The 21,513-nt window shown below is 33.0% G+C and carries 16 protein-coding genes; 10 read left to right on the forward strand and 6 right to left on the reverse strand.

Annotated elements, in window-relative coordinates:
- Positions 1–1,277: aromatic amino acid hydroxylase (locus F0000_RS12025; protein ID WP_149624968.1), on the forward strand; the 1,277-nt coding region annotated here is incomplete at its 5' end.
- Positions 1,278–1,811: 534 nt separating this feature from the next.
- On the opposite strand, the gene F0000_RS12030 is transcribed toward F0000_RS12025, so the two are convergent.
- From F0000_RS12030 to F0000_RS12040, 3 genes are all read right to left on the reverse strand, one after another.
- Positions 1,812–3,482, reverse strand: a complete 1,671-nt coding sequence (locus F0000_RS12030) for a T9SS type A sorting domain-containing protein (RefSeq protein WP_149624969.1) — start codon at positions 3,480–3,482, stop codon at positions 1,812–1,814.
- A gap of 403 nt (positions 3,483–3,885) precedes the next feature.
- Positions 3,886–4,296: a phage holin family protein gene (locus F0000_RS12035; protein ID WP_149624970.1), complete on the reverse strand. Its 411-nt coding sequence runs from the start codon at positions 4,294–4,296 to the stop codon at positions 3,886–3,888.
- Entirely contained in the window at positions 4,289–4,717 is a 429-nt protein-coding gene (locus F0000_RS12040) for a TIGR02594 family protein (protein WP_149624971.1), read from the reverse strand. The genes F0000_RS12035 and F0000_RS12040 overlap by 8 nt, the downstream gene beginning before the upstream one ends.
- 481 nt (positions 4,718–5,198) lie before the next feature.
- Here F0000_RS12040 and F0000_RS12045 point away from each other — a divergent pair, with 481 nt between their 5' ends.
- On the forward strand, positions 5,199–6,002 hold the full coding sequence (locus F0000_RS12045) for a S24 family peptidase (RefSeq protein ID WP_149624972.1): 804 nt from the start codon (positions 5,199–5,201) through the stop codon (positions 6,000–6,002).
- A 308-nt stretch (positions 6,003–6,310) separates the two neighbouring features.
- On the opposite strand, the gene F0000_RS12050 is transcribed toward F0000_RS12045, so the two are convergent.
- Positions 6,311–9,256, reverse strand: a complete 2,946-nt coding sequence (locus F0000_RS12050) for a T9SS type A sorting domain-containing protein (RefSeq protein ID WP_149624973.1) — start codon at positions 9,254–9,256, stop codon at positions 6,311–6,313.
- A gap of 994 nt (positions 9,257–10,250) precedes the next feature.
- Between F0000_RS12050 and F0000_RS12055 the strand changes: the two genes are divergently transcribed.
- On the forward strand, positions 10,251–10,817 hold the full coding sequence (locus F0000_RS12055) for a hypothetical protein (RefSeq protein WP_149624974.1): 567 nt from the start codon (positions 10,251–10,253) through the stop codon (positions 10,815–10,817).
- Positions 10,818–10,867: 50 nt separating this feature from the next.
- Here the strand turns inward: F0000_RS12055 and F0000_RS12060 are convergent, their stop codons facing one another.
- Together F0000_RS12060 and alaS are read right to left on the reverse strand one after the other, a co-directional pair.
- The gene (locus F0000_RS12060; protein WP_149624975.1) at positions 10,868–11,815 is read right to left on the reverse strand and encodes a GSCFA domain-containing protein; all 948 of its coding nucleotides are present in this window, start codon (positions 11,813–11,815) and stop codon (positions 10,868–10,870) included.
- Between the two features lie 27 nt (positions 11,816–11,842).
- Positions 11,843–14,473 (reverse strand): alanine--tRNA ligase, encoded by a 2,631-nt coding sequence (gene alaS, locus F0000_RS12065; RefSeq protein WP_149624976.1) that lies wholly within the window; start codon positions 14,471–14,473, stop codon positions 11,843–11,845.
- Positions 14,474–14,685: 212 nt separating this feature from the next.
- Here alaS and F0000_RS12070 point away from each other — a divergent pair, with 212 nt between their 5' ends.
- The 7 genes from F0000_RS12070 (at position 14,686) to F0000_RS12100 (ending at position 21,336) form a co-directional block, all read left to right on the forward strand.
- A complete protein-coding gene (locus tag F0000_RS12070) occupies positions 14,686–15,663 on the forward strand; it encodes a M23 family metallopeptidase (protein WP_149624977.1) in 978 nt (325 codons plus the stop codon).
- 6 nt (positions 15,664–15,669) lie between these two features.
- A complete protein-coding gene (locus F0000_RS12075) occupies positions 15,670–16,782 on the forward strand; it encodes a CapA family protein (protein WP_149624978.1) in 1,113 nt (370 codons plus the stop codon).
- A 2-nt stretch (positions 16,783–16,784) separates the two neighbouring features.
- The gene (locus F0000_RS12080) at positions 16,785–17,114 is read left to right on the forward strand and encodes a MerR family transcriptional regulator (protein ID WP_149624979.1); all 330 of its coding nucleotides are present in this window, start codon (positions 16,785–16,787) and stop codon (positions 17,112–17,114) included.
- Positions 17,115–17,744: 630 nt separating this feature from the next.
- Positions 17,745–18,845 carry a beta-agarase gene (locus tag F0000_RS12085; protein ID WP_149624980.1) on the forward strand — a complete coding sequence of 367 codons (1,101 nt, stop codon included), beginning with the start codon at positions 17,745–17,747 and terminating at the stop codon, positions 18,843–18,845.
- Between the two features lie 384 nt (positions 18,846–19,229).
- Positions 19,230–19,583: a hypothetical protein gene (locus F0000_RS12090; RefSeq protein ID WP_149624981.1), complete on the forward strand. Its 354-nt coding sequence runs from the start codon at positions 19,230–19,232 to the stop codon at positions 19,581–19,583.
- Positions 19,584–19,651: 68 nt separating this feature from the next.
- Complete coding sequence (locus F0000_RS12095; RefSeq protein WP_149624982.1) at positions 19,652–20,092, forward strand: hypothetical protein; 441 nt, start codon at positions 19,652–19,654, stop codon at positions 20,090–20,092.
- Positions 20,093–20,241: 149 nt separating this feature from the next.
- Positions 20,242–21,336 (forward strand): hypothetical protein, encoded by a 1,095-nt coding sequence (locus F0000_RS12100; protein WP_149624983.1) that lies wholly within the window; start codon positions 20,242–20,244, stop codon positions 21,334–21,336.
- The last annotated feature ends 177 nt before the right edge of the window (positions 21,337–21,513 follow it).

A 21,513-nucleotide genomic window follows, 5' to 3' on the forward strand; every position in this document is an offset into this window, starting at 1 on the left:
AAGATTATGATATGTATGATGCAGTAAGAACGCTTTCTATTCTAAAAGAAGCAGCTGATACTAAACCTGAAGAAATCCAGATCGCAGAAAATCGAATTACAGCAATACAAAATCAGCAATCAGAACCTTCAGAAATGGCACTTATCCGAAACCTGCATTGGTGGACTGTAGAGTATGGATTGATAGGAACTACAGACAATCCAAGGATATATGGCGCAGGCTTACTTTCTTCTATTGGAGAAAGTGATTGGTGTATGACTGAACAGGTGAAGAAATTACCATATGGTCCTGAAGCGGCATTTCAGGATTTTGATATTACAAAACCTCAACCCCAGTTATTTGTAACCCCTGATTTTGCTTATCTATGTCAGGTATTGGAAGAATTTGCTGATACAATGGCATTACGAAAAGGAGGACATCGAGGACTTACCAAACTTATTGAATCCCAAAATCTGGGAACCATAGAACTAAGTACTGGTCTACAAATCTCTGGAGTATTCACAAGAATGCTAAAGAATGAGGACAATGAGGTTATCTATTTTGAGACTCAAGGACCTACAGCGCTTTCTTTTAGAGAAAGAGAATTAGTTGGTCATGGAGTTGAGACTCACCCTAATGGTTTTAGATCTCCAATAGGCAAACTAAAAGGAATCAATCTGGCTATTGAGAATATGTCTCCGCGAGATCTCAAAGCTTATAATTTTTATGATGGAGAATGCATAGAATTCGAATATGAAAGCGGAATTACTGTTTCTGGGATCAATATTACAGGAATGAGAAATATTCAGGGAGAGTTAATTCTAATTCAGTTTAGTGAGTGCACTATAAAATATAAGGGTGAATTTCTTTTTAAACCGGAGTGGGGTACTTTTGACCTGGCGGTAGGAAATCAAATCGTATCTGCGTTCTCAGGACCTGCTGATGATTACTCTTTTGACATGATTACACATCAATCTCATACAAATACAACAAAAAGAATATACTCGGCAAATGAAGAGGAATTACACGCATTATATCTAGCCGTAAAAAATGTAAGAAATGGAAAAAATACTAAATTCTCTCTGGAAGCAGTTTTTTCTATTCTGAAAGCAGATCACAAAGAAGATTGGTTATTACCTTTGGAAATTTATGAACTTGTATATAACAGAGAGCCAAATTTTGCAAACCATATCTTACAGCATCTGGATACTATAAAAAATAAAAAAACTCATCTAAAACAACTTATTCATAGTGGTATCGATATTATTCAGCAAAACCTCAAGTATCAAGATAATTGATAACGTTATTTTTCTTTAAGAAGTGGTTTAAACTTTCACTTATCCTCCAGATATTTTTTATCCCATTTTTCCTTTAAAATTACCCAAATAAAATACAGTTGTTTTTTCTTTAGGCAAAAAAGAAAAGTTCAGCATAGTCTACCCTTAATTTTTATTTTGAAGCATAAGGGGAAAAGAACAAATTTTAGTGAGTAATTTTAAGATAGAAATGGTATTATACGATTTACGAATAAAAATTTCGCATCTAATGACATTCTTTTTCTACTATATTTTCTTCATAAAATGAAACAATAGCTATGGCTATTCTTTAATTTGATTCATCAATCTAGCGAAAAATCCTTGCCATTATTTTTACGAAATTCTCATCCGTAAATTGTATTATACTGAAGGTGAGGTGAAAAAGAAACATTTTATTGCAGTAAATTCAAATGACAAATCATAATCATACAAAACACGCAACCCATATAATAACAAAGGCTTAAGCACATAGTGCCTAAACCTTTATTTTATTTATAAAATTTTATATAATCTTTATTATTGAACAATAATCTTTCTCGTGGTTATTGAGTCATTATCTGGATTTGTAATCGAAATAAAATAAATCCCGTTACCATTTCCTGAGATATTTAATGTTTCACTTTCACTTGACAACTGACCAGAACTTATTTGCTGTCCGGTTATAGTAAACAAATCATATGACAATCGATTTCCAGATTTATTACTAACCGTAAATATCCCTTGAGAAGGATTAGGATACACTACTATATTTTTGGAAAGCTCAATATCCTCTACACTCAGTAATATTTCCTGAGAATATGTATCTAATGTAGTTCTTCCAGTATTTGTAGGATCTAACCAGTTAGAAAGCCTGGTAGCATTTGTTGTACCAAAATCCCATGACACCTCAAACCTACCATACACATCAAACTGATTATTATCATTAGTTCCGTTACATGCAGCTGCTCCACCTGATAAATCACCTATGATTCTACCATCCTGATCAAAAAGAGCTGATCCTGATGATCCTTCTTCTGTAACTCCAAGATCCCAATTAGCAACTCTCCACATTTCTGTACTGGAGTTCCCATTAAAACTTATTGCAGTTTTGGTAGGAGACTGATTCTCTCTACATACCTTCATAATATCACCCGATGGATGATGAATCCCTACTACAAAATCAGGGGTATTACCTGTTCTATCCCATCCTGCCCACTCTAAATTCCAACTATCCGGTAGTGCAGAATCAATATTGACCAATAACATATCAGACTTATTATTATTTGCTAATAGTGTTGCTCCACTAGTGGTCTGGTCAAATGACCCGTTTGTACTAGGTGTTGTTGTCGCGCACGATGGATTAGGACTCACCCAATTAAATCTAAACGCCCAGGTTGAAGGGTTACTAAGTGTTGTTCCGTTCGCATTTTTAAAACAATGGTTTGCAGATAAGAAATATGGCTTTCTATCATTCCCTGTATTATTAATCAATGTTCCGGAACAAGTACTTCCCCCCAATATAAAAAGAGCTACAGAGCGTTTTAAATCGTTTTTTAAGGTATCAAAATCGCTTCCTACAGAACAGTCTACATCTTGATTACAATCACCAGAATCGTTCAACCCTTTTTGTATGATATCGTCATCCGTAACAGATCTATATCCATGAATTACCTTAGAGAGATTCAACATTCCTTTACCTTTAAGAGATGCTGGTACGTAATATTCAATAATAACATCTCCACTTTCAACCATCCAGGTTCCCAGCATTCCGTCTTCTCTATTAAAAGTATGCGTATATGCTCCTAATAAATCTTTTTTATCCATACTATATAAATAAAGAGAAGCTCCTTTTGGTAATTTATATTCGTTAAAAACAAAATTTAAGGTTTTAGCTCCTTCTGATTTGATACGGATTCTCCAAATGAAATCACCGTTTTCTAATTCACTCCAGGTTCCTGCATTTTTAAATCCTAAATCCACATTAAACTCATATCCAAAGCGATATACTTTAGACCTATCTAAATCATTCACAGCATCTTCTGCTCTAATCTTTGCCAAGTCAAATTTTGGCATTTCTATCGTAAAAAGTTCTTTTTGACTTTTTTTATCACTGTCTTTCCAGCTTTCAGGAACTCCATCATTAGTAACCTGACTTTTGGCAGCTATACCTAAAAGAAGTATCGCGATCCATAAAATATTTTTCTTCATAAGACCAATGCAGTTTTAAGATTATTTAGTTTTCATATTAATTAAGCTGCTCAAAGATACAAAAAGTATAAATCCTCTATAATTTAATGGGTATTTACTTTATTGTAACCCTAAATATCTTGTTTAAATCAATCATTATGAACATTCTAAATCTGTAAAAACAGAAATCACTAAACAATAAAAATAGGACAGATATGATTATTTATTTATTTATTATATAAAACTATTATTAGGTCGTAATCAAAATAAAAAAATAACTGAATATCAGCAGTTTTATCTATGAAGTGGTGTAAACTTCTTGATCCATTGGAGTTTTTTTTTGCGTTTCACAGAAGTCTTGTAAAATATAAAAAGAATATCCTTGTGATACTAGAATAAAAGCTTACACCACTCATTGTATTATTTATTTTTTTCCATCTTTAGGTAGCCCTTTTAAAGTATCAGAAAGACCTCCTGACTTTAAGGTTCCTATTAAGGCTTTAAAAAGATCTATTCCATAGATTTTATTGAAGTTTTCTAAAATTGATTTTATTTCTGTAATAGCAATAAATCCAGCAATAATCTTAAGAAAAGGAATCTCATCAACAATAAACTTCTCCAGCAGAAAAGATGCCAGAATCACCAAATTGTAAATAAAAAACTTAGAGACTGTATTACTAATCCGCAGACTACTGATCGGGAGCTTATTTTTATAGGATGCATACCAACCCGTAATAAAATCTACAAAAATCAGGAAAACCATTGTTAACATTACACCATTCACTGGTGATAAGATCGTAAGTAACCAAAATATTATATTCATTATTTTATCCATGCTTAATTAGTTTTTTAAATTCTAATACCTGACTTTTGGGGTATGCTTGTATACACACCCTTTTTCTCTGATTACCTCCCAGGACATATATGAATCCGCTAGTTTCTTTAATATAAAAACCCACGTGCCCTTTCCAACTAACTGGGTTTTCTCGCCATAGAACTACCACATCTCCTAACTCTGGAGTATGAATAGATTCTCCTACAGTAAGCCAACTGCGGGCATTGAGTTTTCCGGAAAAAGAATAGCCGGATTTCTTAGCCACCCAATTGACAAAGGCACTACACCATCCAGTTTCTTCATTCAGCTCTAAACCTTTGTATCCCAACTCATTAAAATAGGAAATGATTTTTTGATTATCATTAGAACCGCTAATTTCTGAAACGCCATACTGCGATAGCGCAATTTCTAAAATATTCATGTGCTTAAAATGTTTAATTACCTAAATACAAGCGTATTATTCTTTTAGGATATTATAAATTGTTTTCTCTGATATGAAAAGTTGTTCAATCAACTCTTGAACAATAACTTTCATTTGTTTTTCGGAATTGTTTTCGACATAATTCTGAACAAACTGTTTGCGCTTTTCTAATAACAGTCTATTTCGTTGCATAAGCCTTTTAAATTTAAAAATTGAACAAAGAAATATACTCTTTTCAAACTTTTGTTTGAAAAGCTAACCATCCGAAGTGGTTTTACTATGACACCACATTCTATTTCACCTGAAAATGTTGTAATATATAATACAAATGTTTGACTATTAACTATTTTTTGTATTTTAGCAGCTAATTACGGTGTAAATATAAAACATTTTACAGAATTACACAACAAAACACAGAGGTATTCTGTTAAATGTTGAAACCTATATTCCTCATTTGTTTTAATTAAATATTTAAAAAAATATGGCAGAAATCAATCAAAAAATAAGGGATATCATAAATTTTTTAGATTTAAACAATCATTCTTTCGCAAAAAAAATAGGTGTAACAAGCACAACCATAGACAGTATCACTACAGGCAGACTACAACCTGACGGCTCCAGAAAACGCACTAAACCCGGGTATGATTTGATAAAAAACATCATTACAGAATTTAATATCAACCCTGAATATCTTTTCGGAAAAAGCAACACTATAGTGTCTCTGAAAAAACAAAAAAATCAAACATATGATGGAATTCCCCAGGTGATTGCAGTAGATCAAGAAGGTGACGAAAACATCGTATATGTACCTACAAAAGCGAGAGCTGGCTACCTGGATGGATATGGAGATACAGAATTTATAGAAACACTTCCATCTTTTAGCATGCCGCATCTCACGAATGGTACTTTCAGATGTTTTGAAGTGCAAGGAAACTCTATGGTTCGCACTTTTTTTGATGGAGATCTGGTTTTTGGGAAATATATAGAAGATCTAAGTGACATTAAAGATGGAAGGATCTATGTAATCGTAAGTAAAAATGATGGCATCGTACTCAAAAGAGTAATTAACAGAATTGAAGAGCGAGGAAAGTTGATTTTAAAATCCGATAACAAAGATGGTAATTACCCTACCTACACAATCAATTCTGAAGAAATTATGGAAGCCTGGTACGTTACTATGTTTGCTTCTAAGCAAATGCCAGAACCTGTAGATGTATACGACCGACTGCACGACCTTGAAACCAAAATTGTAATTCTGGAAGAGGAATTGAGAAGAAATAACTAACCCACAGTTTTTAAAAAAAAGAGACCGAGTACAATAAAATTATTTAACCTACCCGATCTCAGTGTAAAAACCTCACAATAAAGATCTTTATATCAACTATTTCTGTTTTTTACATATTAGTATTATTCATTAGAGATAGGTTAACATCATAAAGTAAAAAATTATAAAATACTCATAAATGAACAAGGGCATTCTGCTCAATACAGAATACCCTTGATATGATATTACCTTTGCTGATTTAAAATCTGCTCTTTTTATTTGAATCTTTTTAAAACAGAATTGGTATAAAAACCTCTTTGATAAGAAAATTACTTTTTAATCAATTTCTTTATATATGTCTTATCATTAGTTTTTATTTTGACCAAATAAGTTCCGGCCGTTAGGTCTGCAAAAGATATTTTTACTTTACCTTCAAAAAATGACGCTGCATCGGCATATGTTTTTATAAGTTGTCCCTGTAAATTGAATATTTCTAATTTTATATTTTCATCTAATGAAAGGTATTTACTCTCTATAACAACCTCATCTTTTATAACCGGATTAGGATAAATTCTAATCTTCTGTTCCTGAGAAGCATCAAGATCACTAACACTTAGCAAACCTCCTCTATATATTCCTTTAGCCCAAGCACTTCCTTTTAGGGCAAGCCAGAATATATTTTTCTCTTCGGGATCTGGTTTAAGATCAGTAATCAAATCTGGCTGACCCAAATCATTACTAATTTTTTCCCAGGTACTACCTCCATCAAATGAGACATATGCTCCTGGGTTAAAGATCGTAACATTTCTTCCTTTAACATCCTGAACCGGAACGTTTACTGTAATAATATTAGGATCTACAGGGGATGTTTCTGTTTGCCAAACATAAGGCATATCAAATATTTTTTTCCAGGTAACTCCATCATCAGCGCTTTTCCAAACACCTCCTTCATCAGGATCTGTACTCTGAAATTGTCCACAGGAAATGTAAATATCATTTAAATTCCCTGCATTTTTATGTGTATCTACAAAGACATTATTAACAGATTTTATCTTTGCAGGAATTGTTACTTTATTCCAAAATTGGCCACTATTATCTGACACATAAAGTCCTCCTGTAGTTCCATTCTTACTAATATTAAGCGCCGCATACATTTGCCAGGGCTTATCCAGATTAAAAGCAATACGACGCACACTAGGCTTCGCTGGCAATCCATCATTAGCAGAAACCCACGTCTGCCCCCCATCAAAACTCCGTCGTACTCCAAAATCTGCATCTCTTGTAACAATTCTAAAAGATGCATTCACTTCGGCAACTGGATTTTCCATCACGCAGAAGTACATTCTATCCGGGAGATCTGGCCTTATCAATAAATTGTACTGAAAAATATGTTGTAAGGATTCATTGGTTCCAGAATAATCTCCTTCAAACGGAAATGCCATATTATCCCAAGTTACTCCACCGTCTACTGATTTTCTCAGATACCCTCGATGCTTCTGTCTGAATTGTAATGTAAAAATTGTATTAGGATCATTAGGATGCACAGCAACCGATGCAATTGAATGCGCTCCGTTAGGATTATTTTGTCCTTCTATTTGCTCAGCAGCGACAGTCAATTCATCTGCATTAGGGTAATCATCATGAGGAACTGTCTGCCATAAACCATGTTCTCCAGAACACAATAATTTTCTACCAGGAACTCCTGTTTCTGTCAAAATAAATCTACCTGGAAGATTACTATCACCTCTCCCTATCCACTTTTTACTCCCAGGAGAGGTTTCTATATCATCTATTTGTTGCCAGCTGCTACCATTATCTTTAGAGCGAAATGTTTGCTGATCTATACTAATAAATACTTCTCCATTTTTATTAATCTCTAAAAAGCGACATCCGGAAAATTCTTCGCTTTCCTGCATTTCTCTCTCCAAATGCGCAAATTTAGTATTTACATTATTCGGACTATTTCTTGCACTCCAATAATCATCATCACGGGAACCATTCCAATATTTTCCGGTACGCACACAGGGAAACCAATTTTGACCTCCATCTTCTGTTTTCCATACGTCACCCGGACCAAAGCTGAAATCGTGTTTTGAATTAAAAGCAATATATAATTCGTTTTTATTAACTGGATTTACAATTAATCTATTATACACAGATAAAATAGTAGTTGCAGGGAGTTGATTATAAGTAGTTTTCGCCTGATTTTTATCAATCCCCAACCAATATGCAATAGATCTGTAATATTTATCTACAGATGTAAAATTATCCACTCCATCAGCATTATCATTTCCTGAGTTAGAATCTGAAGTAAATCGTACTCCCAGATTCCCTGTAATGCTTGTCCACGTTTCACCAAAATCAACACTCTTATATACTCCTCCTGTGGCACTAACTGTATTACCATTAGGAGTGTAATGTGTTTGCTCTACCAAATATAAAGTTGTCACAGGATTAGAGGGATTACTTCTGTCTATATGGTAATCCATATCTCTGGGAAGATTGTGTGGCAAACCGGTAACTGTCGCCAACTGCCATGTAAGTCCCTTATCACTACTTTTATACAAACCAAAATTAGTCCCTGCTATAATAGAATTAGAATTTTGAGGATCCACAATTATCACTCCTATAGATAAATCATTCTCATGAGCCGGATCCACTATAATTTGTTGCCAGGTATCTCCTTTATCAACACTTCTGTATATATGGCCATAGGCAATAAATCTATCGATATTTCCCTGGGGATTTGCCAGATTTCTATGATACCCTTTTACATTCCAGAAATCTCCTGCTCCAATATACCAATTATTATCATCTGAGGGGTCTACTACTAATTCTGAATGTCTACCTTCTTGTAGTTCTAAAATTTTATTCCAGCTTCGTCCTTTATTTGTTGATTTGTATAAAAAACCCCTCACGTTAGTTGCATATCCCAGATTAGGGTCTTGATGAGAAAATGTTATTGCCTGAACCCTTCGCATCCCTCGCCCGTTACCATCAATTTCTTTTATAGTCTGCCACCTTTCTCCATTATCAAAAGTGCCATACGTGTTAGACAAATCAGGAGACATATAATAGCAGTCAGGATCGGTAGGATGTACCCAAAACTCTTCACAATATCCAGAATTACCTGGACCAAACTGTCTCCACTCAAAATCAGGGTTAGACAATTGTTTTGATGCTTTTAATGCATTAAAATAATCCTCATCTAATATTTGTCCGTAACTACTAAAAAAAGCAGTATACAGCATTAACAAAAATATTCTTTTTTTCATAAGTTAAGTTTAATAAGTTCTATACAATAATACAAGTATATAAAAAGCTGTATCATATTTATAGCAATAATCACCAAAAATTAAAAACATATGATTAAAAACAATACTATTCTAAACTAAGGAAACTCAAATAATATATAGGGGACAAAAAGAAATTATTTTAGCAGGTAATTTCATTCGAGAATCGAATAGTATTATATCATTCCTGATTTTAAAAGTTACTCAAACAAAAAAATGGAGATATTATAGACAACCACAAGTGATGAACCGCAGATACGCTGCTTATTGTATCTAAAATATTTTTGGTCTCCAAAATATTATAAATCTAAAAAAAAGTCATATTTAAGATTATATAGGAACAATTTGTTGTTTGAATCTACTGCAAAGGGGAATCATGATTTTTTTATTTTAATGAAGAATAAAAAATAAAAAATCCCCGAGGCAGAGCCGTCGAGGTATTCAACGGAAGAAAATTTATTTTTAGTTTGATGAAAACCTAAGGTTTTCAAACTTCCCTCTTAACCCCGATGCAGAGCGTCGAGGAATTCTATAGATTAAACATAACAAGCAGGGCAGTCTACTTCTGAAACTGAAGTGGAAAAGAATATTTATTCCAGTAAACTACTACGAGGTATCAATTGAAAAAAAATATTTCGATTTCGAGGCAAGTCTCAGAGCATTTAAATCTCGATTATCGAGTAAATTCAAAAGAATACGTGGCATAAAACCCTCAATATTACTATGTCCTGACAACTTAACAAAAAATATAAAGTAGGGTTTTTGGAATTACAACTGTTATTATACAACAACCTAAATTCGATTATTACCATAGAAGGTTAAAAAACTGTCTCTTCGTGCTTTGGCGAAGAAAAGTGTATTGAGAATAGGTTTTCAATCCCAAAACACTTGTTTTTTATATCAAATTCTTATCAGAATTTCACTCAAACTGGCGTGCTTGGGATTAAATTGAGATCAACAATAAATACTTAAAAAAATGGAAAAGATATTTATACGATTAGGGTTAGCTTTTTATTTCTCCGCATTATTAGTCTCTTGTTCTGGAGATGACAATGCGTCTGGAACAGAACAAATTGGTAGCAACAACACAGATCTCAATACATTTCTTTTTCTGGATAAAAAAATTACACTATCAAAAAATAAAGCTACTTTATTTATTTTTGACCCTGATACCGAAGAAATGTTTCGTGGTTATGAGATAGCTATTGATGGAGAATTTAATGATCAGAAATATAAATTACGTCTGGAAGTTTATCCTCCAGATTCTTCTCCAGAGGATTCAGAACTTACTTTCGGGACTTTTTCATCTGGATCTGTTTGCTGTGGAGGTGTAGAATTTCATGTGATTCGGGATGATGGAGATCTAACGGATGATGATTTTTTTGCAGCTAAAGATGATACCAGCAAAAATATTTCAATCATTAAAGATGGAGATCAATTTACATTGACTTCGGATATTTTTAATGTATTTGGTGCAACATCACCATCATGTCTGGGAACTATGCAATTTAACTACACAGGGCCTTTACAATTGACAAATTAGACTGATTGGTTTCGTTTTTAACAAAACAGAAAACAGCAATACTACTATTTTTAAAATGTGATAAAAGAATATTGCTCCTGAAGCTGGTATTTTTTATATTCTAAATTCTCTATAAATTCAAGATATTGTTTGCTTCTAGGGTTAAATGGCCGATGCGCAATACCTTTTTGAATTTCCTCTACTTTGGACATCGTTTGCCATGCTTCTTCTGATACCCAGGTTTGTTTAAAATATTCCCATATATAATCTATAGCAATAGTATTTGGGTGGATCATATCTGTATCATAAAATCTATAATCCCTCAACTCATCCATAACAATCTCATAAGAAGGAAAGTAACTACACTGTTCTATTGATGATACTACCTCATGGGTTGCTGCGAGCAAATGTGATTTACTGCGGTTATTTTCTATAAAACCATCTTTGATATGCCGTACCGGAGATATTGTAAATATTACTTTTGCATTTTGATTTTGACTAAGAATTAAGTTTACGCTGTTTTGTAAACACTGTTTAATTTCGTCAATAGACAGTAACTCCTTTTTAAATTCTTTTTGTGGCATCTTATGGCAATTTGCTACAATCATATCCAGAGACTGTAGTCGATACACCCAGGAAGTCCCCAAGGTAATACACACGTGGGTAGCTGATTTAATTTTTTGAAGTGTTGCATACAATCCATTATTGAGCAATCGTAATAATTGGATTTGCCCCAGACTACTCAGTTTTGAATGTGCATCAAAACAATGCCATTGTTCATTATGATAAAATATATCTGTCTCTGTATATTCTTCTTCTTGAGTAGCCATCCACAAAAACGTTTCGATAGCTTTAGGATGAAACAGAATCCCAAATGGATTTACCAGTGTCTTGTATTTATAATAGGCAAACTTATCGCCTATATTCTCGGCAAAACAAGAACCTAATAATAATAATTCAGAATTGTAATTGATTTTGGGTTGCTGAGGCGCTATGGATATGTTCGTCTGTAAATTCATTATAATGTAACAAAAGGAACTAAAAATTTATAAATACTGCTTAGCATTTTCTAATGCTTCTTGTATGCCCGCTGGGTTTTTACCTCCAGCTGTAGCAAAAAATGGTTGACCGCCGCCGCCGCCTTGAATATATTTACCCAATTCACGAACTACCTGACCAGCGTTTAGTCCTTTTTCTTCAACTAAGTTTTTAGAAATATAACAAGACAATAAAGCTTTACCATTGGTATCTGATCCAAAAAGCATAAAAACATTTTCTATCTCTCCCCCCAGCTCAAAAGATAAATCTTTAATTCCCGAAGCATCCAAATCTACTTTTTTTGCCAGAAACTGAATTCCATTCACCTCGCTAAATTCGGATTTAAGATCTCCTTTCAGATTTTTTGCTTTAGCTTTTAATAACGCTTCAACTTGTTTCTTTAAGTTTATATTTTCTTCTTGCAAAGCTGAAATTGCTTTTACTGGGTCTTTTACATTCTTCAAAACTGTTTTCACCTTCCTAAACGATTCAGACTCTGTCGTAAAATACTCTTTTGCAGCATCATTGGTAATCGCTTCTATACGTCTTATTCCTGCTGCTACAGCGCTTTCTGATGTGATTTTAAAATGCCAAATATCTCTAGTATTCTGCACATGGATTCCTCCACAAAGCTCCATAGATTCTCCAAAACGAATTGCTCTTACTGAATCTCCATACTTTTCGCCAAACAGCGCAATTGCACCTTCGGCAATTGCCTGATCGTAGGATATGTTTCGTTGTTCCTCTAATGGTAAATTTTCACGAATTCTGGCATTCACAAAATCTTCTACCTGCTGCAATTCATCTTCAGAGACTTTAGAGAAATGAGAAAAATCGAAACGTAAATTTCTACTATGAACCATAGAGCCTTTTTGAGCTACGTGAGTTCCCAGAACTGCACGCAGACCTTGATGCAATAAATGTGTAGCTGTATGATTAGAAGCTGTTCTTGTTCGCTGCTTACCATCTACTACTGCCGTTAATGTTTTGTTGAGATGTTTGGGCAGTGTTTTAGCAAAATGAACAATTAGATTATTCTCTTTTTTTGTATCAATAATATATACCACATCTCCATTTACAGCCTCCAGATATCCTTTATCACCAACTTGTCCACCTCCTTCTGGATAAAAAGGTGTTTTATCAAAAATTAATTGATATAGCTCTCCATCTTTCTTACTGTTTACTTTTCTATATCTAGAAATTTTCACATTTGATATAAGGTGATCATATCCTATAAATTCTTCTTCACACCTATCTAGTAACACTTCCCAATCCCCAGCAGAAACCTGTGATGCTGCTCTGGATCTATCTTTTTGTTTTTGCAGCTCTGCTTCAAAACTTTCTTCATCATATTCATACCCTTGCTCACTAAGGATTAAAGCTGTTAAATCTTTAGGAAAGCCAAAAGTATCGTACAATTCAAATACTTTTTCGCCGGATACTACATTCCCTTTTGTATTTTTTATGATTGTTTCTAATAGCACCAATCCCTGATCCAATGTTCTCAAAAAAGAGTTTTCTTCTTCTTTAATTACATTAACGATTAAATTTTTCTGAGATTTCAGCTCTGGAAAAGCAGTACTCATCTGATTACTTAATGTCTCTACCAGTTTGTATATAAAAGGTTCTTTGGTATCCAGAAAAGTAAAACCATATCTGATTGCTCTACGTAAAATTCTACGGATTACATACCCTGCACCTGTATTACTGGGTAATTGACCATCTGCAATAGAAAACGAAACTGCCCTAACGTGATCTGCTATTACCCGAATTGCCACACTGACTTTCCCTTCTTCATCAGTAGTCAAACTATTTTTATCATAACTAGAATTGGTAATGGTTTCTATCTCTCTTATCAATGGCGTGAATACATCGGTATCATAATTTGATTTAACACCTTGTAAAGCCATACATAATCGCTCAAATCCCATTCCTGTATCTACATGCTGTGCGGGTAGTTTTTCTAATGACCTATCTGCCTTTCGGTTATATTGCATAAAAACCAGGTTCCAAATCTCTACAACCAGAGGATCATCTTGATTTACCAGATCTCGTCCCGGGATCATTGCCTTTGCTTCCTCTGATCTCAGATCAACATGAATCTCTGAACAAGGTCCGCAAGGCCCCTGATCTCCCATTTCCCAAAAATTATCTTTCTTATTACCCATAATAATCCGATCTTCTGGTACGATAGCTTTCCATAAATCAAAGGCTTCCTGATCCATCTCCAGATTCTCATCTTTTGCTCCTTCAAAAACCGAAACGTATAAAATATCTTTATCAATTCCATATACTTCTGTAAGAAGTTCCCAAGCCCAATGAATTGCTTCTTTTTTAAAATAATCTCCAAAACTCCAATTCCCTAGCATCTCGAACATTGTATGATGATATGTATCCATCCCTACTTCTTCAAGATCATTATGTTTACCACTTACACGCAGGCATTTCTGGGTATCTGCAATACGATTATTCTTGGGTGTCCCGTTTCCTAAAAAGAATTCTTTAAACTGATTCATCCCTGCATTGGTAAACATCAATGTTGGGTCATCCTTAATTACCATCGGTGCAGATTGTACGATGTTATGCTTTTTAGATTCAAAAAATTCTAAAAACTGATTTCTGATTTCTTGGGATTTCACAGGTTTTCTTTTTATTATTTATGTATGTATTTCCGTTCAAAACTTTTACAAAGCTACTAGATTTTATATCAGCAAACTATCAAGGTAGGTGATCTATTATATTCTACAGTTTTTTCCGGACTTTGCCACATTTTATTATATTTGTTCTTATCACTTGGATAAAACACTTGCCATTATGGCTAATATCCTGCAAAAATAGTATATTTTAGATTATGTCAAAGGTTAAATATTACTACGATAGCGAGACGCTGTCTTATCGCAGAATTGAACATAAGAAAGGACGCAAATTTGGTTTTGCAATTCTGGGTATTCTTGGTTCTTTATTGGCGGGTCTGCTCCTTCTGGTAATTTATTTAAACATCCCACAATTAGAGACTCCTAAAGAAAAAGCCTATAAAAGAGAACTGGAGAATATGAAACTTCAGTATGAATTAATGAATAAGCAATTAAGAAAAGATCATGCTGTTTTAGAAGAAATTGCAGAAAGAGATGATAATATTTATCGACTCTATTTTGGCGCTCCACCTATTCCTGAAGAAATAAGAAAAGCTGGTTTTGGAGGTGTTAACAGATATAAAGGATATGAAGGATATGATAATTCTGAGATGATTATTGAAAGTCAGAAACAAATCGATAAGCTAACAAAACAAATTGCAGTACAATCTATATCATTGGATGAAATCAAGAACCTAGCCGAACAGAAAGAAGAATTATTGTCTACCATACCTGCAATCCAACCCATACAAAATACAGATCTTAAACGCATGGCATCAGGATATGGATGGAGAAGTGACCCATTTACCAAGGCTCGTAAGTTCCATTATGGTATGGACTTTTCTGCAGAAACAGGAACTCCCATATATGCATCGGGCAATGGTACCGTTACCAGAGCAGATGCAAATTCTACAGGATATGGAAAACATGTACGAATAGATCATGGGTTTAACTATGTAAGCTTATATGCACATCTTAGTAAATACAACGTAAAAAAAGGGCAAAAAATAAAAAGAGGTGATGTAATTGGTTATGTAGGCAGCACAGGAAGATCTGTAGCGCCACATCTTCATTATGAAATATTTAAAGATGGAAACCGCATAAATCCTCGAAATTTTTACTACGGAAGTTTGACTTCTGAAGAGTTTAATGAAATGCTAAAAGCCTCTTCTCTCATCAACGAAACTCTAGACTAAATCCTTATGCGCAAAGCACTTTTATATGTAACGCTATTAGGTTTTAGTTTTGCAATACACGCTCAGAAATTTCCCAAAGAAACTATTGATTCTATGACAGTTATTGTTGAGGATTTTAAACGTCAACAATTCATAAAACCTGCATTTATCAAAATCATGGCAGTTGGAGATATTATGATGGGCACTAATTTCCCTAATGAAGGTTATATGCCACCAGAAGGCAAAGGTCCTTTTGATGATGTTAATACTGTGTTATCAGAGGCAGATATTCTATTCGGAAATCTGGAAGGCACTTTGACCGATCAAGGAGAAAATGCTAAAAGATGCTCTGATCCTTCAAAATGCTATTCCTTTAGATCTCCAGAATCTTTTGGTAAATATCTTTCAGAAGCCGGCTTTGATGTCATGAGTATTGCTAATAATCATATTGGTGATTTTGGCCCTATTGGCATAAAAAACACAGCAAAAACTCTTAAAAAACTAGATATTGCTTATGCAGGAATTTTTGCACAAGAATCCACTATTTTTAAAAAAGGCGGAATAACGTATGGATTTTGTGCTTTTGCACCAAACAAAGATTGCATAAAAATCCATAACTTAAACAATGCTAAAAGAATTGTAGCAGAACTAAAAGAAAAAGTGGATATTATTATTGTTTCATTTCACGGAGGAGCAGAAGGAGCAGACCACACTCATGTACCCAGGAAGACAGAACGTTTTTATGGAGAAGATCGCGGTAATGTTTATTTGTTTGCACATACTATGATTGATGCTGGAGCTGATATAATTCTGGGACACGGACCTCACGTATCAAGAGCTTTTGAAATATATAAAAATAAATTTATCACCTACAGTCTTGGTAATTTTTGCACCTATTCCAGATTTAACTTATCCGGCATAAAAGGCTACGCTCCTATTGCAGAGATTAAAGTAGATACAGACGGTAACTTTATAGATGGAAAACTGCATTCTGCAAAACAAATTGATGAGATATACCCTTTTATGGATGATAAAAAAAGAGCTTTAAAAGAGATTCAGAAACTTACAGCAGAAGATTTCCCTGAAAGCAACATCGTATTTAAAAAAGATGGAAGTTTTACTCAAAAAAAAGAAGATTAGCTATGCATGTTGACTTACCTAAAAAGATGTATTATGGTATTGGCGAAGTCGCGGATGCTTTTGATGTAAACACCTCACTTATCCGTTTTTGGGAAAAAGAATTTGATATCCTAAAACCAAAAAAAAACGCTAAAGGAAATAGAAAATTCACTCAGGAAGATATCAAAAATCTGGAATTAATATATCATTTGGTAAAAGAACGTGGATTTACACTAGAAGGCGCAAAAATTCATCTAAAAGAACAAAAACAAGAAGCACTAGATAGTTTTGATATTATTAGGAAACTAGAATCTATCAGAGCTCAGCTAGTAAAGATTAAAGAGCAGTTATAATAAAACATTTTTCTATTCTGATTTTCTTTAAAAATGTAATAACAGCAACAAAAACATCACAATACATCTTTTTGCTAAGAAGTAGTTTACACTTTTTTGTTTCTGATGAAAAACAGTTATTTTTTACTCAATTAAAGTGTTTTTTCTTACTACACTCATTTAGACTTTTTCAATTGGCCAAAAAAATAGCTTTTCATAGGATCTGTTGTTATTTGAATACACCGAGATAAAAAAATCGTACTTTTCTTTTTTAAAAAATTCAAATGACAAATGATATAATACGATTTGTGATTAAAAAATTCGTATAAATTCATTGAATTATTTTTTCTTTATGCAAGGCAAAAAAAACAAGCATAGCTATAGCTACGGTTTATTTTTTAAACGAAGTAGAAAGGAAAAAGAAACGATGAATATGCGAAATTTTTAGTTATAAATCGTATAACATCTTTACTAAATTTTAAATTCATAAAAAACACAGCAAAAAAATTTATAAAAAACCTGATAAACTCTCAAAGGAATAACACATTTAAAAACATTAATTTTAATCCCATTTTTTAGCACAAATGTTAATAAATTAACATTATTTTGATGATGTTTTCATTTTAACTAACTTTATAAACTTATAAAAAAATGAAAATGAAAAAAAGACCCAAAATTTTTAATGTATTACTACTACTTTCTCTAATTGTTATTTCCTGTAGTAGTAGTGATGATTCACCACCTCCTATAACACCTGATCCGGATGGGACTGATAATCCAGCTCCAGAAGAAGACTTAACAAATGGAGAAGGTAAAGATTTTAAAACAATTCTAGTACCGGCAGATCCTGGAGAAGGGTTCGAATGGGAATTTCAAGATGACTTTTCTGATGATTTTGAATATAATTTTGAAGGAAATACCACTCAGACTAATTTTGGTAATGATAAATGGTATAATTATTATCACGCAAATTGGACAGGACCAGGCCCCACAATCTGGAGACATGAAAATTCTATCGTACAAGATGGAAACCTACGCCTATTAACCACAAGAGCACTTGGTGAAATGAAACAATATGATGCTTTTGTAAATGGCACCAATACAACATTTACTGACAAAGCAACGAGACTCGGCTGTGTCACCTCTACAAAAAGAGTACTGTATCCGGTATATGTAGAAGCCAGAGTAAAAATAGCAAATGCTTTTATTGCTTCGGATGTATGGATGTTAAGCCCTGATGATACACAGGAGATTGATATTCTCGAAGCTTATGGGGCACAAAACACAAGAAACGATCAGTTATGGCTTAGCCAACGATTGCACATCAGTCATCATGTATTTATCAGAGAGCCTTTTCAGGATTACCAGCCAAAAGATGATAGTACATGGTACTTTGATCCTGAGAACACTTCTGGCTTCTGGTCTGATAAATGGATAAGAATAGGTGTATACTGGAAAAGTCCAACTGATCTAGAATACTACCTAAATGGAAAACTAATTAAAGTCATGGATGATCTGGACAATAAAAATGGTAAAGATGGTATTGATCCATTAAACTATACCTCTCCTACAGGGAATCCGGAAGACAGAACAGGACTAAGCAAAGAAATGGACATTATCCTCAATACAGAAGTACAGAACTGGAATGCTGCTTTAGACAGATTTCCTACGGATGAGGAAATTGATGGGTCTGCAGAAGATCATACTATGAAAATAGACTGGATTAGAATTATGAAACCAGTAGAAAAATAATACACCCGTTTCCATACTACTATAAAAAGAGCTGATAACTACTACACTTGTTATTAGCTCTTTTTTATTGAACTCATCTTGAGTAATGCTTTGACCTGCAAAATTTACATTTTGCACCCTATTTTGTCGATCTCTTTAACCAAAAAGCTATACTGAAAAATATAAACTTCATTATAGCACAAAAGTCAAACTTTTCGGTTAAAAACCACACTACTCAAGATGAGCTCATTAACAGGAACTATTCAATCCACTGCTTTATAAAAAAATCAGTATTTCGATTTTATATTACGGTTATATGCAAAATTTCTTTAACAAGCAGGTAACATTTTACTTCTTTAGGACATATATTTACATAGCACTATTAATACATCGCACTACAAACAGATGCCAAAAACGATATTATTTATTCTTTTAGGTGTGTACCTTAATTCATTCGGTCAATTTTTTGATAATGATTTAGAATATGCTCTATTTAGCAAACAAACTGAACTAAAAAAAGAGCTTGGCATACAACGGGAAACAAAAGAAACCTACAACCCCAGTAGTTCCTCTAATCGTAAACTACCAACTCACCGAACAATTACCAAATACGATAATACAGGTAATCTAAAAAAGATCTCTGAACAAAAGAAAGGAATATCCAATGAAACTCTTTTTTTCTATGATGCAAAAAATAATCTATATAAGAAAAGAAAAAAGAAAGAACGGGCGATTTTAAACTTACATATCCTTTTGTAAGTTTAATTGATGGAAAAAGCTTCAATCCTACTACATACAGATACGAATATAATGATCACAATAGAATCATGCAGATCCAAAGATGTGAAAAAAATAATTGTGAGAGTGATACCTCTATATATTCAAAAGATACTGTAAGAATTATCACGAAGGATTTTAACAACAAAAAACAACGTGAAAAACTTATTGTAGAAAACAAAACAGAAAAAAATGTTTCCGAAATTATTCATCAAAACAGTATCACATCAAGAAAAGTCATGAAATATGACCCAAACAAAAAAGAAACAAACATATCTTTTTATTACAAGGGTAAATTAAATAAATCCAAAACAGTTGTATTTGATAATTCCATGAAAATAAAAGAAATACATATTACCAGATTCCCAAAAAACAATACTACAAAGAAAACAGATACTCTAAAAATCATAGAATTGTTCACCTATGACGATGATAATCTATTAGCAAAGAAAGACGTGGTTTACGGCTCGGCAATATCGAGAATAAAATAATAGAGTTTAAATACTACAAAAATAAATTACTTAGGAGAATTTTTAAGAAGTATCCGAATCAAAAGTATGTAAACACATTCGAATATAAATAATTACAAAACCTCATTCACGAGAATCAAATTTACACTATCAATCAATCCTATTAAAAGATGAATAAGATTTTATATATTCTACTATTTTTTAGCATCCATTCGTATTCACAATTTGCATTATTGAATACAGCGCAGGAACACAGAACTTTTATACATTTAAACAAGCCTTCTGCAAAAAATGAACTTTCTTTGAGTTTGGAAAAATATATAACTCCTCAAGAGCTGACATTAATCAGTGACTATACAACTCCTCCCAATTTACACAATAGTATCAGGGCTCAGTTTGAGGTTACTAAGGATGGCAGACCTTGGAATTTTAGAATTTATACAGGTAACCAAGATCTGAATAAAAAAATCGAGGTCTTTTTAAAATCTTTTTTGATCAAAAAAATACCAAATCTTAAGGATTTGTATCAAGCCCGAAATTATATCCAATTGTTTTCTAAAGAAGAAGGCAAAACAATCATTAATGCTAGTACATCTATCGTTAGTGACTATCCTCCCATGTTTAAAAACTGTGTGGAAAACGAATTTAGTGATGCTTATGGCTGTTTTAAAAAAGATCTGGAAAAATTTATTATAAATTCCATAAATCCTGATGTATTAACACAAGAACAAATTATTGGAGAGTTAAGAGCACCTATCTCTTTTAAAATTGATAAAAAAGGTAAAATGATTGATCTAAAAGTTCATAGCTACCTCCCCAATACCATAAGACAAGGAAAAATAATTGATTTAAAAACTGTTTCTTATTCAAAAAAAGTAGAATATGAAATTACCCGTGTAGTCAAACTATATGAATCACAAATCATAAAACCTGACAGAAGAAATGGAATTCCGTTTAAGTCACAAGCAGGAAAAACTATACAGCTGTTTATCAATGAAAATCTGACAGAAGAAAAAATTTCAAAACTCAAAGAAAATCCTTTTACTAAAATTTTTGATAAAGAACTAAGGTTCAAAGAAATTAATACTTCCAAATTTAATAGTGCCATCCCAATTACAAAATTATTTTTCAATTACAACTTAAAAGGAGAACTACATAATATATGGACCAATACATATCCAAAAAAACTAAACAATCGCATTATCAGTATTTTCAAAAAGAAATTTATTGATACGCTAAACATTACTAATACGATTTGTGATTAAAAAATTCGTATAAATTCATTGAATTATTTTTTCTTTATGCAAGGCAAAAAAATCAAGCATAGCTATAGTTACGGTTTATTTTTTAAACGAAGTAGAAAGGAAAAAGAAACGATGAATATGCGAAATTTTTAGTTATAAATCGTATAAATCACATGACAGAATCTATTCATTACCTAT

It is taken from the genome of Aquimarina sp. RZ0 (assembly GCF_008370685.1).
GTDB lineage: Bacteria > Bacteroidota > Bacteroidia > Flavobacteriales > Flavobacteriaceae > Aquimarina.

Excerpts from the sequence above, each read along its gene's own strand:
- F0000_RS12030 (WP_149624969.1), bottom strand. The coding sequence starts at position 3,482 with ATGAAGAAAAATATTTTATGGATCGCGATACTTCTTTTAGGTATAGCT.
- F0000_RS12035 (WP_149624970.1), bottom strand. The coding sequence starts at position 4,296 with ATGGATAAAATAATGAATATAATATTTTGGTTACTTACGATCTTATCA.
- F0000_RS12040 (WP_149624971.1), bottom strand. The coding sequence starts at position 4,717 with ATGAATATTTTAGAAATTGCGCTATCGCAGTATGGCGTTTCAGAAATT.
- F0000_RS12045 (WP_149624972.1), top strand. The coding sequence starts at position 5,199 with ATGGCAGAAATCAATCAAAAAATAAGGGATATCATAAATTTTTTAGAT.
- F0000_RS12050 (WP_149624973.1), bottom strand. The coding sequence starts at position 9,256 with ATGAAAAAAAGAATATTTTTGTTAATGCTGTATACTGCTTTTTTTAGT.
- F0000_RS12055 (WP_149624974.1), top strand. The coding sequence starts at position 10,251 with ATGGAAAAGATATTTATACGATTAGGGTTAGCTTTTTATTTCTCCGCA.
- F0000_RS12060 (WP_149624975.1), bottom strand. The coding sequence starts at position 11,815 with ATGAATTTACAGACGAACATATCCATAGCGCCTCAGCAACCCAAAATC.
- F0000_RS12070 (WP_149624977.1), top strand. The coding sequence starts at position 14,686 with ATGTCAAAGGTTAAATATTACTACGATAGCGAGACGCTGTCTTATCGC.
- F0000_RS12075 (WP_149624978.1), top strand. The coding sequence starts at position 15,670 with ATGCGCAAAGCACTTTTATATGTAACGCTATTAGGTTTTAGTTTTGCA.
- F0000_RS12080 (WP_149624979.1), top strand. The coding sequence starts at position 16,785 with ATGCATGTTGACTTACCTAAAAAGATGTATTATGGTATTGGCGAAGTC.
- F0000_RS12085 (WP_149624980.1), top strand. The coding sequence starts at position 17,745 with ATGAAAATGAAAAAAAGACCCAAAATTTTTAATGTATTACTACTACTT.
- F0000_RS12090 (WP_149624981.1), top strand. The coding sequence starts at position 19,230 with ATGCCAAAAACGATATTATTTATTCTTTTAGGTGTGTACCTTAATTCA.
- F0000_RS12095 (WP_149624982.1), top strand. The coding sequence starts at position 19,652 with ATGCAGATCCAAAGATGTGAAAAAAATAATTGTGAGAGTGATACCTCT.
- F0000_RS12100 (WP_149624983.1), top strand. The coding sequence starts at position 20,242 with ATGAATAAGATTTTATATATTCTACTATTTTTTAGCATCCATTCGTAT.